This window comes from Mesorhizobium sp. M0751 (assembly GCF_040320265.1).
Lineage (GTDB): Bacteria > Pseudomonadota > Alphaproteobacteria > Rhizobiales > Rhizobiaceae > Mesorhizobium.
The window spans coordinates 335,160-350,413 of record NZ_JAMYPH010000002.1 but is presented as its reverse complement, the minus strand read 5'-3'; the positions used below and the strand labels follow the sequence as shown (position 1 = coordinate 350,413).

The 15,254-nt window shown below is 63.6% G+C and carries 14 protein-coding genes; 9 read left to right on the top strand and 5 right to left on the bottom strand.

The genetic code is table 11. The annotated features are described in order from the left end of the window. Positions 1 to 48 precede the first annotated feature (48 nt). Positions 49 to 702, bottom strand: coding sequence for a fructose-6-phosphate aldolase (fsa, locus tag NKI19_RS04410; protein WP_352465621.1), 654 nt, complete (start codon positions 700 to 702; stop codon positions 49 to 51). Positions 703 to 792: 90 nt separating this feature from the next. Here fsa and NKI19_RS04405 point away from each other — a divergent pair, with 90 nt between their 5' ends. Continuing rightward, complete coding sequence (locus tag NKI19_RS04405) at positions 793 to 2,976, top strand: primosomal protein N' (protein WP_352564685.1); 2,184 nt, start codon at positions 793 to 795, stop codon at positions 2,974 to 2,976. A gap of 14 nt (positions 2,977 to 2,990) precedes the next feature. On the opposite strand, the gene NKI19_RS04400 is transcribed toward NKI19_RS04405, so the two are convergent. Both NKI19_RS04400 and NKI19_RS04395 read right to left on the bottom strand, forming a co-directional pair. Then, positions 2,991 to 3,446 carry a PIN domain-containing protein gene (locus NKI19_RS04400; RefSeq protein ID WP_352489178.1) on the bottom strand — a complete coding sequence of 152 codons (456 nt, stop codon included), beginning with the start codon at positions 3,444 to 3,446 and terminating at the stop codon, positions 2,991 to 2,993. Continuing rightward, entirely contained in the window at positions 3,443 to 3,685 is a 243-nt protein-coding gene (locus NKI19_RS04395; protein WP_352479579.1) for a type II toxin-antitoxin system Phd/YefM family antitoxin, read from the bottom strand. Before NKI19_RS04395 ends, NKI19_RS04400 begins: the two co-directional genes overlap by 4 nt. Positions 3,686 to 3,900: 215 nt before the next feature. On the opposite strand from NKI19_RS04395, the gene NKI19_RS04390 reads away from it, so the two are divergent. From NKI19_RS04390 to NKI19_RS04365, 6 genes are all read left to right on the top strand, one after another. Next, positions 3,901 to 4,296: an AGROH133_08824 family phage infection protein gene (locus NKI19_RS04390; protein WP_352489179.1), complete on the top strand. Its 396-nt coding sequence runs from the start codon at positions 3,901 to 3,903 to the stop codon at positions 4,294 to 4,296. Positions 4,297 to 4,542: 246 nt separating this feature from the next. Further along, complete coding sequence (locus NKI19_RS04385) at positions 4,543 to 5,103, top strand: F0F1 ATP synthase subunit delta (protein ID WP_352564683.1); 561 nt, start codon at positions 4,543 to 4,545, stop codon at positions 5,101 to 5,103. Continuing rightward, a complete protein-coding gene (atpA, locus tag NKI19_RS04380; protein WP_352489181.1) occupies positions 5,103 to 6,632 on the top strand; it encodes a F0F1 ATP synthase subunit alpha in 1,530 nt (509 codons plus the stop codon). The genes NKI19_RS04385 and atpA overlap by 1 nt, the downstream gene beginning before the upstream one ends. 28 nt (positions 6,633 to 6,660) lie before the next feature. After that, positions 6,661 to 7,545 carry a F0F1 ATP synthase subunit gamma gene (locus NKI19_RS04375; RefSeq protein ID WP_352489182.1) on the top strand — a complete coding sequence of 295 codons (885 nt, stop codon included), beginning with the start codon at positions 6,661 to 6,663 and terminating at the stop codon, positions 7,543 to 7,545. A gap of 67 nt (positions 7,546 to 7,612) precedes the next feature. After that, positions 7,613 to 9,178 (top strand): F0F1 ATP synthase subunit beta, encoded by a 1,566-nt coding sequence (gene atpD / locus NKI19_RS04370; RefSeq protein ID WP_352489183.1) that lies wholly within the window; start codon positions 7,613 to 7,615, stop codon positions 9,176 to 9,178. A 118-nt stretch (positions 9,179 to 9,296) separates the two neighbouring features. After that, positions 9,297 to 9,704 carry a F0F1 ATP synthase subunit epsilon gene (locus NKI19_RS04365; protein WP_352489184.1) on the top strand — a complete coding sequence of 136 codons (408 nt, stop codon included), beginning with the start codon at positions 9,297 to 9,299 and terminating at the stop codon, positions 9,702 to 9,704. Positions 9,705 to 9,874: 170 nt separating this feature from the next. Here NKI19_RS04365 and uxuA read toward each other — a convergent pair whose 3' ends face one another. Both uxuA and NKI19_RS04355 read right to left on the bottom strand, forming a co-directional pair. After that, positions 9,875 to 11,053, bottom strand: a complete 1,179-nt coding sequence (uxuA, locus tag NKI19_RS04360) for a mannonate dehydratase (RefSeq protein ID WP_352564682.1) — start codon at positions 11,051 to 11,053, stop codon at positions 9,875 to 9,877. Then, positions 11,050 to 12,576 (bottom strand): mannitol dehydrogenase family protein, encoded by a 1,527-nt coding sequence (locus NKI19_RS04355; protein WP_352489186.1) that lies wholly within the window; start codon positions 12,574 to 12,576, stop codon positions 11,050 to 11,052. The genes uxuA and NKI19_RS04355 overlap by 4 nt, the downstream gene beginning before the upstream one ends. Positions 12,577 to 12,750: 174 nt before the next feature. Between NKI19_RS04355 and uxaC the strand changes: the two genes are divergently transcribed. Together uxaC and NKI19_RS04345 are read left to right on the top strand one after the other, a co-directional pair. Then, entirely contained in the window at positions 12,751 to 14,160 is a 1,410-nt protein-coding gene (gene uxaC / locus NKI19_RS04350) for a glucuronate isomerase (RefSeq protein WP_352489187.1), read from the top strand. A 38-nt stretch (positions 14,161 to 14,198) separates the two neighbouring features. Next, positions 14,199 to 15,176 (top strand): TRAP transporter substrate-binding protein, encoded by a 978-nt coding sequence (locus tag NKI19_RS04345; RefSeq protein ID WP_352564680.1) that lies wholly within the window; start codon positions 14,199 to 14,201, stop codon positions 15,174 to 15,176. The last annotated feature ends 78 nt before the right edge of the window (positions 15,177 to 15,254 follow it).

Here is a 15,254-nt window from a genome sequence, read left to right as displayed (position 1 = left end):
GCAAAAAAGGCCGATTGCTCGGCCTTTTTTGTTCGCAGGATAGTCGCTTCAGCCGATCGTCTGCCCGGTCTTTGCCCAGTCGGCGAGGAACAGCTCCAGGCCCTTGTCGGTCAGCGGGTGCTTGACCAGCGCCTTGAGCGTCGCCGGCGGCGCGGTGATGACGTCGGCGCCGATCAGTGCCGCCTGCTTGACATGGTTCACGGTGCGCACCGAAGCGGTCAGGATTTCGGTCTGGAAGTCATAATTGTCGTAGATGGTGCGGATATCGGCAATCAGTTCCATGCCGTCCCAGCCGCTGTCGTCTATGCGGCCAACGAAGGGCGAGATGAAGGAGGCGCCGGCCTTGGCGGCGAGCAGCGCCTGGGTGGCCGAGAAGCACAGCGTGACGTTGACCATGCGGCCGTCCGACCGGATATCCTTGCAGGCTCTCAGGCCGTCGAGCGTCAGCGGCACCTTGATGCAGACATTGTCGGCGATCCTGGCCAGGATCTTGGCTTCCGCCATCATGTCCTTGTATTCGGTGGCAACGACTTCGGCCGAGACCGGGCCCTTGACGATCTCGCAGATCTCTCTGGTGACGTCGGCGATCTTGCCGCCGGATTTCAGGATCAGCGACGGATTGGTGGTTACGCCGTCGAGCAGCCCCAAATCGTTCAGCTCGCGGATTTCCTTGACATCGGCGGTGTCGACAAAAAATTTCATGGCGGTCTCCTGAAGATTTTTCATGTGCGCGTCATGCACATTTGGGGTCGGACTTTGATCTAGACCAAAGTCGGGGCAAGGTCACGCCTCATGATCGAAGATTCGCCCTTTGTCGCGGCCGCACCGGTGCTGGTGCCGATGCCCGCCGAGCGCCCCTACACATATGCCGTGCCGGCTGGCATGCGCGTGGTGCCGGGCTCGATCGTGCGCGTTCCGCTTGGGCCGCGCCAGGTCGCCGGCATCGTCTGGGACGGCGTCGTCGAAAAGGTCGACGCGAAGAAATTGCGGCCGATCGAGCAGGTTTTCGACTGCCCGCCGATCGACCGCGCGATGCGGCGTTTTGTCGATTGGGTGGCGCAGTACACGCTGTCGCCGCCCGGCATGGTGGCGCGCATGCTGCTCAGGGCACCGGAGGCGTTCGACCCGGAACCGTGGATCGAAGGGCTGCAGCGCACCTTCGCCAAGCCCGACCGGATGACGGAGGCGAGGACGCGCGTGCTGGAAACGGCCGAAGGCGGACTGGCCTGGACGCGGTCCGGCCTGGCGCATGCGGCAGGCGTGTCGTCGACGGTGGTGGACGGGCTCAGGGCGCAGGGCGTGTTCGAGACGGTGATGATCCCGCCGCGGCCGGTGGTCGCAGCACCCGATCCCGGCTACGCCGTGCCGACACTGATGCCCGACCAGAGCGATGCCGCCGAGACGCTGCGCGCCAATGTCACGACCGGTACATTCGGCGTCACCCTGCTCGACGGTGTAACCGGATCCGGCAAGACGGAGGTCTATTTCGAGGCGGTCGCGGCCGCGCTCGACCGCGGCAAGCAGGTGCTGATCCTGCTGCCGGAGATCGCGCTGACCCACGCCTTCCTCGAACGCTTTCAAGAGCGGTTCGGCGCCAAGCCGGCAGAGTGGCACTCGGATCTGCCGCCAAGAATGCGCGAAAAGGTCTGGCGGCAGGTGGCGGAAGGCGGCGTGCGGGTCGTCGCCGGCGCTCGCTCGGCGTTGTTCCTGCCGTTCAGGGAGCTTGGACTAATCGTCGTCGACGAAGAGCACGATCCCGCCTACAAGCAGGAGGATCGCGTCTTTTACAACGCGCGTGACATGGCCGTGGTGCGCGGCCATATCGGCGGCTTTCCGGTCGTGCTCGCCTCGGCGACACCGTCGGTCGAAAGCCGGGTCAATGCCAGCCAGGGCCGCTACAGCAGGGCGGTGCTTTCGGCGCGCTTTGCCGAGGCGGCACTTCCCGATCTCAAGACGGTCGACATGCGCCGCGCGCCGCCGGCACGCGGCGGCTTCCTGTCGCCGGTGCTGCTCGGCCATATGCGGCAGACGCTGGAAAGAAAGGAACAGTCGCTGCTGTTCCTGAACCGGCGCGGCTATGCGCCGCTGACGCTCTGCCGGGTCTGCGGCCACCGCTTCGGCTGTCCCGTCTGCTCGGCCTGGCTGGTCGAGCACCGCTTTCGCGGCCAGCTCGTCTGCCACCACTGCGGGCACAATGAACGCCGGCCCGAAGCCTGCCCCGAATGCGGCACGCTCGATCATCTCGTCGCCTGCGGGCCGGGCGTCGAGCGCATCGCCGAGGAGGTCGTCGCGCATTTCCCCGATGCCCGCACCATCGTGCTGTCGTCGGACCTGATGGGCGGCGTGCGCCGGCTGAGGCTCGAGCTTGAAGCCATCGCCAATGGCGAGGCCGACATCGTCATCGGCACGCAACTCGTCGCCAAGGGCCATAATTTCCCCAATATGACGCTGGTCGGTGTGGTCGATGCCGATCTCGGTCTTGCTAATGGTGACCCGCGCGCCGCCGAGCGCACCTTCCAACTGCTCAGCCAGGTGACCGGCCGTGCCGGCCGTACCGGCAAGAAAAGCCTCGGCCTGCTGCAGACCTTCCAGCCGGACCATCCGGTGATGCGCGCGATCGTCTCCGGCGATGCCGAGGCCTTCTACGAGCGCGAGATCGCCGAGCGTGAGCGGGCGGGGCTGCCGCCCTTCGGCAGGCTCGCCGGCGTCATCGTCAGCGCGGCGACACGGGCCGAAGCCGAAGGGCACGCCCGTGGCCTGCGTCGCGCCGCGCCGCAAGCCACCGACCTGTTCGTGCTCGGCCCGGCCGAGGCGCCGCTGTCATTGATCGGCGGCCGCCATCGCTTTCGCCTGCTGATCCAGGGCGAACGGCGCGCCGACATGCAAGAGTTCATTCGCACCATGCTGGCCGAAGGACCGAAGATACGGGGTTCGGTGCGCGTCCAGGTCGACATCGACCCGCAGAGCTTTTTGTAACTCGCTTGAGTGTATTAATCGGCCGCAGGCGGGTCTTGCAGTATGTTCCAGCACCACACGTCGAGCGCTTCAAAGTGTCGGATATTGGCTGTTATCACAGTAAGCTCTTTGATTGCCGCCGTGGCGCCGATGAGTATGTCAGCTAAGCCTGGATTTCTCCCCTGCGCAGAGGCTGCTTCCTCCATTTGGCCTGCTCTTCGCGCAATATCGGTATCGACCTCCAGAATCTGACCAGCAAACCCTTCGATGATATCTTTGAGCCAAGCAGTAAGACTCTCCACCCGTTTTGTAGCACCCGCACGATCGAGCTTGCGTATGCCCTTCTCGATTTCAACGATTGCTATTACAGGTACGAACAGCGTCTGCTTTTCGCCTTGCGTTACAATCCATGTGGAAACGTCTTTTGCAAGCTCCGGCTTTCCGGGCGCGAAGGCGGATAGAATCGATGTATCGATGAGATAGCCATTCAAAGATCGACATCCCGCGAGGGTGCTTCGTTCCTCTCAAGTTCTATCCCTCCGGGATAGGTCAAAAGAAATTCCCCGAAGTTCCGGCGCTTGACGGGATATAGCTTTTGAACGTCCTCGATCGAGACGATGGCCGCCGCTGGTTTACCATGCTTCGTAATGATGGTTGGTTCGCCGTTCTCCGCGGCCTCGACGAGCGCCGAGAATCCTGCCTTGGCATCCCGAACCTGCATCGTTTTCACAACCGCTCTCCTGTGGTCTCATGTGGTCATAATATAGCAACTATACAGGAAAGGAACAGGCCTAGCTTGCTCGACGGGATGAGCTGGAATCGGCGGCGACCTCTTATCGCCCGCTGAAAGAGATCGTGCGTGAGTGTCCAATATCTATCTGGCGAATGTCTCTTGCTTCGCTAAACTGCCCGAGATTTCAGGGATGCATCCACGAGGGGGACAAGATGGAATTTGCGTTTCCGTGGCCGATGAGCCAGGGCGAGTGGCTGGCATGGTCGAGCGCCGTGGTGACCCTGCTGTTCGGCCTGCTGCTGTTCCTGGCGCCAGGACTGGCGTTCCGGATCCTGCGGCTGCAGGTCAAGCCCGAGAAGGCGGCGGCGATCGCTGAGGGGCGCGGCCGGATGTCGGGGTTCTATCTCGGCCTCAGCCTGTGCTGCATCCTCCTGGCGCAGCCGCTGCTCTACATGGCGCTCGGCTTCTCCTGGCTATTCACCGCCTTCGGCCGGCTGCTGTCGATGATGTCGGACGGCGCCAACACGCCGTTCAACTGGGCATCCATCGTCGTCGAGCTGGTGCTGGCGGCGCTGCCGCTTGCCTTCGCCTTCGGCTTTTTGCCCTGAATCAGGGATCAATCCGGGGTTGGTTGCTGAACTCGGCCAGCGGATGCGACAATAGTGCCTGAAAACCATGCCGGACGACGCATTGCGGTCTGAAAATGCCTGTGCTAGACGGCAATCGACTTTCGACCGGGGATAGCGGAAGCCGCGCCTCCGTGCTTGGAAAAATGCAGTAAGGTCAAAGATTTAGCCAGAGTTTTTGCTCGCGCCAACAATCTGCGGCCTGTCAGACAAGAGAAAAGACGGTCCGTGGCCCAATCGTCATCGCCAATCTCAGGTGTCGCACAACGCTATGCGGGTTCGCTGTTCGAACTCGCTCTGCAGACCAATTCGGTCGCCAGCGTCGAGGCCGACCTCAACAGGTTCGAAACGATGCTCGAAGGCAGCGCTGACCTTTCGCGGCTGATCAGGAGCCCTGTCTTCTCCAGCGAGGACCAGGCCAAGGCGATCGCCGCGATCGCCGACAAAGCGGGGATCACCGGCCTCACCGGCAATTTCCTGCGCGTCGTTGCCCAGAATCGCCGGCTGTTTGCCGTGCCCGGCATGATCAAGGCGTTGCGCCAGATCGCCGCCGAACACCGTGGCGAGACCGCTGCCGAGGTCACCTCGGCGCATGCGCTAACGCCTGCCCAGGAAACCGAGCTGAAAGCAGCGCTGAAAAGCGTCGCCGGCAAGGACGTGGCGATCACGGTCACCGTCGATCCGTCGCTGCTCGGCGGACTGGTGGTCAAGATAGGCTCGCGCCAGATCGATACGTCGCTCAAAACCAAACTCAATTCGCTCAAGCTTGCACTGAAAGAGGTCGGCTGATGGACATCCGCGCCGCGGAAATTTCCGCAATTCTGAAAGACCAGATCAAGAATTTCGGCAAGGAGGCCGAGGTCTCCGAAGTCGGCCAGGTACTGTCCGTCGGTGACGGTATCGCCCGCGTCTACGGCCTCGACAATGTCCAGGCCGGCGAGATGGTCGAGTTCCCCGGCGGCATCCGCGGCATGGCGCTCAACCTCGAAGCCGACAATGTCGGCGTCGTCATCTTCGGTGCCGACCGCGACATCAAGGAAGGCGATACCGTCAAGCGCACCGGCGCCATCGTCGACGCGCCCGTCGGCATGGGCTTGCTCGGCCGCGTCGTCGACGCGCTCGGCAACCCGATCGACGGCAAAGGCCCGATCCAGGCCACCGAACGCAAGCGCGTCGACGTCAAGGCGCCCGGCATCATCCCGCGCAAATCGGTGAACGAGCCGATGTCGACCGGCCTCAAGGCCATCGACGCGCTGATCCCGGTCGGCCGCGGCCAGCGCGAGCTGGTCATCGGCGACCGCCAGACCGGCAAGACCGCGATCATCCTCGACACCATGCTCAACCAGAAATCGGTGCACGACAACGGCCCTGAGAAGGAAAAGCTGTACTGCGTCTATGTCGCCGTCGGCCAGAAGCGCTCGACCGTGGCGCAGTTCGTCAAGGTACTGGAAGAGCGCGGCGCGCTCGACTATTCGATCATCATCGCCGCAACCGCCTCCGATCCGGCGCCAATGCAGTTCCTGGCGCCGTTCACCGCCTGCACCATGGGCGAATATTTCCGCGACAACGGCATGCACGCGCTGATCAGCTACGACGATCTGTCGAAGCAGGCCGTCGCCTATCGCCAGATGTCGCTGCTGCTGCGCCGCCCGCCGGGCCGCGAAGCCTATCCCGGCGACGTTTTCTACCTGCACTCGCGCCTGCTCGAGCGCGCCGCCAAGCTCAATGACGAAAACGGCGGCGGGTCTCTGACGGCGCTGCCGATCATCGAGACGCAGGCCAACGACGTTTCGGCCTACATCCCGACCAACGTCATCTCGATCACCGACGGCCAGATCTTCCTTGAGACCAATCTGTTCTTCCAGGGCGTCCGTCCGGCGGTCAATGTCGGCCTGTCGGTGTCGCGCGTCGGCTCCTCGGCGCAGATCAAGGCGATGAAGCAGGTTGCCGGGTCGATCAAGGGCGAACTCGCGCAGTACCGCGAAATGGCTGCTTTCGCGCAGTTCGGCTCCGATCTCGACGCCGCCACGCAACGCCTGCTCAACCGCGGCTCGCGCCTAACCGAGCTGTTGAAGCAGCCGCAATTCTCGCCGCTCAAGGTCGAGGAGCAGGTCGCGGTGATCTTCGCCGGCGTCAACGGCTATCTCGACAAGCTGGCGATCAACCAGGTCGGCAAGTTCGAGCATGGTCTGTTGTCGCATATGCGCTCGGCCGGCAAGGACGTGCTCGACGGCATCCGCAAGGAGAAGGCGCTGTCCGACGATCTGCGCGCCCGGCTGAAGGCAGAAATCGACGCCTTCGCCAAGACCTTTGCTTGAGCAGGACGGACGGGATCAGGTTTGAAGCATGCCTTCGTTAAAAGACCTTCGTAACCGTATCGCCTCGGTCAAGGCGACGCAGAAGATCACCAAGGCGATGCAGATGGTCGCCGCTGCGAAGCTGCGTCGCGCGCAGGAAGCGGCGGAAGCGGCACGTCCCTATTCGGAGCGCATGGGCGCGGTTCTGGCCAACATCACCCAGGCGATCGGTGGCGGCGGGGATGCCCCGGCGCTGATGACCGGCACCGGCAAGGACGACGTACATCTGCTTGTCGTCTGCACGGCCGAACGCGGCCTGTGCGGCGGCTTCAATTCGCAGATCGCCCGCTTTGCCCGCGACCACATCCGCAAGCTCCTGGCCGACGGCAAGCAGGTCAAGATCATCTGCGTTGGCAAGAAGGGGTTCGACATATTGCGCCGCGACTACGGGGCGCTGATCATCGAGCGTGTCGACCTGCGCGAGGTCAAGACGCTGGGCTTCGTCAATGCCGATGCCATCGCCAAGAAGGTGATCAACCTGTTCAACGAGGGCGGCTTCGACATCTGCACGCTGTTCTATTCGCAGTTCAAGTCGGTGATCAGCCAGATCCCGACAGCGCAGCAAATTATCCCGGCGGGCGTCGCTTCGGCTGCCGCGGAAGTGAAGGATGGCGGCAGCGCCGTCTACGAATACGAGCCAGAGCCGGGCGAAATCCTCTCCGATCTCATCCCGCGCAACATTTCCGTGCAGGTTTTTCGCGCGCTGCTCGAGAATGCTGCCGGCGAGATGGGCGCCAAGATGAGCGCGATGGACAATGCGACGCGCAACGCCGGCGACATGATCAACAAATTGTCGATCACCTACAACCGCCAGCGGCAGGCGCAGATCACCAAGGAATTGATCGAAATCATTTCGGGCGCCGAGGCGCTCTAGGCACGCTCACAAGGAGGTCATCGACCTCAGGCGTGTGAGAAACAAAGAGACGAAAAGGGTAAAGACGATGGCGAAAGCAGCGACCCCCAAGACGGCAGCCCCTAAGGCCGCGGCACCAGCGAAGGCTCCGGCAGCTGCAAAGGCCGCTCCGGCCAAGAAGGCGGCACCAACTAAGGCCGCCGCTGTGAATACGCCGGTCGCCACCATCAAGAAGACCGGCCTGGCAGGCAGGGTTCGCCAGGTCATCGGCGCCGTTGTCGACGTCCAGTTCGGCGAACATCTGCCGGCGATCCTGAACGCGCTTGAGACGATCAATGTCGGCAATCGCCTGGTGCTCGAGGTTGCCCAGCATCTGGGCGAAAACACCGTGCGCTGCATCGCCATGGATTCGACCGAAGGTCTGGTCCGCGGCCAGGACGTCTATGACACCGGTGCACCGATTACCGTGCCGGTCGGCCCGGGCATGCTCGGCCGCATCATCAACGTCATCGGCGAGCCGGTCGACGAGGCAGGTCCGGTCGACGGCATCGAGATGCGCTCGATCCATCAACCGGCGCCGACCTATGTCGAGCAGTCGACGGAAGCGCAGATCCTGGTCACCGGCATCAAGGTGCTCGACCTGCTGGCACCCTATGCCCGCGGCGGCAAGATCGGCCTGTTCGGCGGCGCCGGCGTTGGCAAGACGGTGCTGATCCAGGAACTGATCAACAACGTCGCCAAGGCGCATGGCGGCTTCTCGGTGTTCGCCGGCGTCGGCGAGCGCACCCGCGAAGGCAACGACCTCTATCACGAGTTCATCGAGTCAGGCGTCAACAAGAAGGGCGGCGGCGAAGGCTCCAAGGCGGCGCTCGTCTATGGCCAGATGAACGAGCCGCCGGGCGCGCGCGCGCGCGTCGGCCTGACCGGGTTGACGGTTGCCGAATATTTCCGCGACCAGGGCCAGGACGTGCTGTTCTTCGTCGACAACATCTTCCGCTTCACGCAGGCGGGCTCGGAAGTGTCGGCGCTGCTCGGCCGCATTCCTTCGGCCGTGGGCTACCAACCGACGCTGGCCACCGACATGGGCGCGCTGCAGGAGCGTATCACCACGACCACCAAGGGCTCGATCACCTCGGTGCAGGCGATCTATGTGCCGGCCGACGATCTGACCGACCCGGCGCCGGCGACCTCGTTCGCCCACCTCGACGCGACGACCGTGCTCAACCGTGCGATCTCCGAAAAAGGCATCTATCCGGCGGTCGATCCGCTCGATTCGACCTCGCGCATGCTCGACCCGATGGTTGTCGGCGAAGAGCACTATCAGGTCGCCCGCCAGGTGCAGTCGATCCTTCAGCGCTACAAGTCGCTGCAGGACATCATCGCCATCCTGGGCATGGACGAGCTGTCGGAAGAGGACAAGCAGACGGTCGCCCGCGCCCGCAAGATCGAGCGCTTCCTGTCGCAGCCCTTCTTCGTCGCCGAAGTGTTCACCGGCGCACCGGGCAAGCTGGTCGACCTCGCCGACACCATCAAGGGCTTCAAGGGCCTTTGCAACGGCGACTACGACCATCTGCCAGAAGCCGCCTTCTACATGGTCGGCGGTATCGAGGAAGCGGTCGAGAAGGCACAGCGCCTGGCCGCTGAAGCGGCCTGATGGTGAATGGTCAACAGCGAATTGTGAATGGGGAGTAGCGGATAGGAAATCGGGGCTGAGTGAAGGTCATTCTTTTTGACCATTCACCATTCACCATTCACCAGTCGCTAAACTGATCATGCCTGAAGCTTTCAAATTCGAACTGGTCTCGCCGGAGCGCCTCTTGGTTTCCGAGCAGGTCGAATCCGTCGTCATTCCGGGCGCCGAAGGCGAAATGACCGTCATGGCGCATCACGCGCCGGTCATGACCACAATCAAGCCGGGCGTCGTTACGCTGAAGACCGCGCAAGGCAAGGAAGAACGCTATGTCGTGTTCGGCGGCTTTGCCGACATCGTTCCGGCCGGCTGTACGCTGCTCGCCGAGTCGGCGGTCGCCGTCGGTGACATCGACCGCGCCGACCTTGCCCGCCGCATCCAGGAGGCCAGGGAAGACGCCGCCGACGCCAAGGACGACCAGACCCGCAGCAAGGCCGAGCAGTTCCTTAACCAGCTCACGACGCTCGAAGGCGCCATCCTGCCGGCTTGACAGGCGCCCTCTCCCTTCTCCCCTTGTGGGAGAAGGTGGATTGGCGCGCAGCGCCAAGACGGTTGAGGGGTGTTGGAAGAAATGAGACGTTGGCGTTCCCTGGAACACCCCTCATCCGACCGAGCTTCGCTCGGCCACCTTCTCCCACAAGGGGAGAAGGGAGGGGCTGCTCAAACTGTCAGTGCCTCCACTGCGCGCATGACGCCGCGCAGTTCGGCGAGGCCCTTCAGCCGGCCGATGCAGGAATAGCCGGGGTTCACCTTCTTGCCGATGTCGTCGACGATGGCGTGGCCATGGTCGGGGCGCATCGGCACCAGCCAGTCCGCGCGGCCTGCCGCCTTGCGCCGCCGCTCTTCGCCAATCAGCGCCGACACGACCGCCACCATGTCGGTGTCGCCGTCGAGGTGCTCGGCTTCGTGGAAGGAGCCGTCGGGCTCCTTGGTGACATTGCGCAGATGGGCGAAGTGGATGTTTTCGGCGAAGGCCCTGGCCATTGCCGGCAGGTCGTTCTGCGCGCCCGCGCCGTAGGAGCCGGTGCACAGTGTCAACCCGTTAGCCGGCGAAGCGACGGCGTCGAGCAGCGCGCGTGCATCATTGGCGTTGGAAACGATGCGCGGCAGGCCGAACAGCGAAAAAGGCGGATCGTCGGGGTGGATCGCCATCCTGACGCCGGCCTCTTCGGCCACCGGCACGATCTCGCGCAGGAAGGCAAACAGGTTTTCGCGTAGTCCTTCGGTGGAGACGTCCTTGTAGAGGTCGAGGGCGCGACGGAAGCTTGCCCGATCGAAGATGAATTCGCGCGCCGGCACCCAGCCGATCAGGTTGCGCTCGAGCCTTGCCTTGTGGCTGTCGCTCATCCCTTGCAGCCGCACACGCGCCGCCTCGACGCGGGCCGGCGGGTGATCGGCCTCCGCCCCTTCTCGCTTGAGGATGAAGACGTCATAGGCGCAGAGCTCGACGACATCGAAGCGCAGCGCCGTGCCGCCATGCGGCATCGGAAAATCGAGGTCGGTGCGCGTCCAGTCGGTGATCGCCATGAAATTGTAGCAGACGGTGTTGATGCCGGCCGCGGCGACGGCGCGGATCGAGGCCTTGTATTGGTCGATCAGGGTGCGCCAGTCGCCGCTGCGGGTCTTGATGTCCTCGTGGACGACGATGCTCTCGACCACGTCCCAGGTCAGGCCTGCTGCCTCGATCTCGGCCTTGCGCCTGGCGATCTCGTCCGCCGGCCAGGCGCGGCCGTCATTGAGGTGGTGCAGCGCGCTGACGATGCCGGCGGCACCGGCTTGACGGACATGGGCAAGCGTCACCGGATCGTCTGGCCCGAACCAGCGCCAGGTTTGTCTCATGGCTTCTCACTCCCTATGCCAAGCGCCGCGAAGGCGGCGGCAGGTCCGCCCCGCCGCAGGCGCTCGAGATGGGCTGCCGTCAGATCGATCAGTGTCATGCGGTGGGAATGGTCCTTGGCGAAGCCGGCGAGATCGAACATCGCTGTCACCGTTTCGACAGCCGGCCGGCTGCCGAGCGCCGTGAACCGAGTGTCGATCGGATCGGTGAAATGGGCTTCCGGCAGGGTTTTGCCGCGCGCCTCGCAAGCGGCGATCCAGGCGGCTACCACCAGCATGAGATGCGCAGGCGGGTCACCAGCACCCAGCCGATCGAGGGCCGAGGCGACGATGCGCTGCGGCAGCTTCTGGCTGCCGTCATTTGCGATCTGCGCCGTGCGATGGGCGAGCGCCGTGTTCGAATAGCGTTCGGCAAGCTGGGCCGTGTAGCCGGCCGTATCGAGCCCGGCGTCCTGCGGCAGCGTCGGGATGGCCTCGGCCCATAGTCCGTCGACGAATTGCCGGATCGCCGGATCGGCAAAGGCGCGGTCGACCGTTTCGTAGCCGCTGAGCAGACCGAGATAGGCGATTGCCGAATGCGAACCGTTGAGCAGCCGCAGCTTCATGTCCTCGAAGGGCCCGACGTCGCCGACCATGGTGACGCCGAACTTTTCCCAGGCCGGCCTGCCCGCCGGAAAATCGTCCTCGACCACCCATTGGCAGAACGGCTCGGTCATCACCGGCCAGGCATCCTCCAAGCCTAGCTCGACGGCGATACGCGCCCGGTCGGCATCCGTGGTCGCCGGCACGATACGGTCGACCATGCTCGACGGAAAAGCGACGCCGTCGGCGATGTGTGCGGCGAGCCTGGCATCGCCTGAAGTGGCGAGCCTGGCATCGCCTGAAGTGGTGAGCCTGGAATCGCGCAGTGCTGCGAATTCGACGAGCAGGCGGTGCAGCGTGGCGCCATTGGCCGGAAGGTTGTCGCAGCAGAGCACGGTGAAAGGCTGGATGCCGGCGGCACGGCGGCGCGACAGCGCTTCGGTGAGAAAACCATGCGCCGTCCTTGGCATTTGCGGGTTAGCCAAATCATGGACGATGTCGGGGTGGGTATTGTCCAGTCCGCCGCCGGCTGCCCTCAGATAGGCCTTTTCGGTGATCGTCAGCGTGACGATGCGGGTGCGCTGATCGGTCAGAGCTGCGAGCACCGCAACCGGATCTTCCGGCGCGACCAGCAGCGACAGGATCGAACCGATGACGCGCAGCTCTTCGCCGACGCTGCTCCTGATCGCCAGCGTGTAGAGGCCATCCTGCGGCGCCAGTGCGTCGCGCGTGTCTGGACTGCGCAAGGACACGCCGGCAATGCCCCAGTCCGTCTCTCCCGACGCCAGGCAGTCGTCGACATAGGCCGCCTGGTGGGCGCGGTGGAACGCACCGACGCCGAGATGGACGATGCCCGGTGCGACGCCGCCGCGGGCGTAGCGCGGAACCGCGACCGAAGCCGGCAGTGCCTTCATCGTGCTGTTGGAAAGGCGTCTATTGGTCATTGCGCCACGTGTCTGATCGAGATTGTTGGGTCACTGCTGGCAGGCGGCGTAACACCCGATGCCGTCACGCACAATGGGCGATGACCGACGAAAAGTCATCATACAACAACCCAGTTTTTGTATGTTGACATTATTTCTTTCCAACCCTACCGATGTCTGGATTGGGAGGATTACGTGGCCGCATTGACGGATCCGGATTTGCTGTTTCCCGCCGAGGCGCGCCCGCTTTCGCTGGCCCGCGATCTCTATGCTGCGGTCAAGGACCTGCCGATCGTCAGCCCGCACGGCCACACCGACCCGCGCTGGTATGCGCTCAACGAGGCGTTTCCGGATCCGGCGCAATTGCTGATCGTGCCGGACCACTACATTTTCCGTATGCTGTTCAGCCAGGGCGTTCGCCTTGAGGAGCTTGGCGTACCGACGCTTGACGGCTCGCCGGTGGAGACCGACGGCAGGACGATCTGGCGGCGCTTCGCCGAGCATTACTACCTGTTCCGCGGAACGCCGACCCGGCTGTGGTTCGACCATGTTCTTGCCCACCTGTTCGGCATCGACGAGCCGCTGAATGCCAAGACGGCCGACCGCCATTACGACACGATCGCGATGCTGCTGCAGTGGGAGAATTTTCGCCCCCGAGCACTGTTCGAGCGCTTCAACATTGAGGTCATCGCGACGACCGAAGGAGCGCTCGACGATCTCAGATGGCACCAGATGATCCGCGACAGCGGCTGGGAGGGCCGCGTCGTCACCGCCTATCGGCCGGACGCGGTCGTCGATCCCGATTTCGAAGGGTTCTCGGCCAATCTCGACCGGCTTGGCGAGATCACCGGATGCGATACCGGCAACTGGGCCGGCTATCTCGATGCACATCGCCAGCGGCGGGCCTTCTTCAAAAGTTTCGGTGCGACGTCCTCCGATCACGGCCATCCAACGGCCGAAACCGCCAATCTCTCGGATGCCGCCGCGCAGGAGCTGTTCAACCGCATCCGCCGGGGCTCGGACGACGAGCGGGAGCGAAAACTGTTTCGCGCCCAGATGCTGACCGAGATGGCCAAGATGAGCCGCGACGACGGGCTGGTCCTGCAGATCCATCCCGGCTCCTGGCGCAATCATTCGCCGGCTGTCTTTCAGAAGTTTGGCAGGGACAAAGGTTTCGATATTCCGACCCGCACCGATTATGTGACAGCGCTGAAGCCGCTGCTCGACTGTGTCGGGCTGGAGCGCGATCTCACCATCATCCTCTTCACCCTCGACGAGACCAGCTATGCGCGCGAGTTGGCGCCGCTCGCCGGCGTCTACCCGGCATTGAAGCTCGGGCCGGCCTGGTGGTTCCACGACAGCCCCGAAGGCATGCGCCGGTTCCGTGAGATGACCACCGAAACGGCCGGCTTCTACAACACCGTCGGTTTCAACGACGACACCCGCGCCTTTCCATCCATACCGGCCCGCCATGATGTGGCGCGCCGGGTCGATTGCGCATATCTGGCGCGTCTCGTCGCCGAGCATCGGCTCGGCGAAGACGAGGCGCACGAGCTGGCGCAGGAACTTGCCTATACGCTCGCGAAAAAGGCGTACCGGCTCTAACGGCGCTTGCCGCCATCGTTCAAAACGGGAGGAAACCAATGCTGCATTTTTCGAGATTGGCGGGAGCTACGCTACTTGCCGCCGCACTGCTGGCCGGAACGGCAAGCGCCCAGACGGTCCTGCGCTCGTCCGACACGCACCCGGACGGCTATCCGACGGTCGAGGCGGTCAAATATTTCGGCGAGCTGGTGAAGGAGCGCACGGCAGGCCGCTATGTGGTCGAGATCTATCCTTCCGCGCAACTCGGCGAGGAAAAGGACACGATCGAGCAGGTGCGCACCGGCGTGATCGATCTCAACCGCGTCTCAATGGCGCCGTTCAACGGGCTCATCCCGGAGACCACCGTGCCCTCGCTGCCCTACATCTTCCGTTCGGAAGAGCACATGCACAAGGTCATGGACGGGGCGATCGGCGACCAGATCGCGGCGGCGTTCGACCAGGTCGGGCTGGTACTGCTCGCCTTTTACGACGGGGGTTCGCGCTCCTTCTACAATTCGAAGAAGCCGATCAACACCGTCGCCGATATTGCCGGCATGAAGTTCCGCGTTATCCAGTCCGACATCTTCGTCGACATGGTGGCGGCACTCGGCGCCAACGCGACGCCGATGCCGTATGGCGAAGTATATTCGGCGATCGAGACCGGGGTCATCGACGGCGCGGAAAACAATTTTCCGAGCTACGACACTGCCAAGCACGCGGAAGTCGCCAAGTACTATTCGCTCGACGAGCACACGATGGTGCCGGAAGCCTTCGTCATGGCTAAGTCGAGCTGGGACAAGCTGACGCCGGAAGACCAGGCGATCTTCAAGGCGGCCGCCAAGGAAAGCGTCGCCAAGCAGCGCGAGCTATGGACCGCCAAGGTCAAGGAATCGCGCGCCAAGGTAGAGGCGGCCGGTTCGCAGATCACGACGCCGGACAAGCAGCCCTTCATCGATGCGATGGGCCCGGTCTACGAGAAGCATGTCAAGGACGACAAGCTGAAGGCCATGGTCGAAGCCATCAAGGCCGTGCAGTGATCAAGCGGCGGCGCGGACATTCCGCGCCGCCATCCTCCTGGGGAGAAAACCGGTGACGTCCAGCCCAAAACCAACACC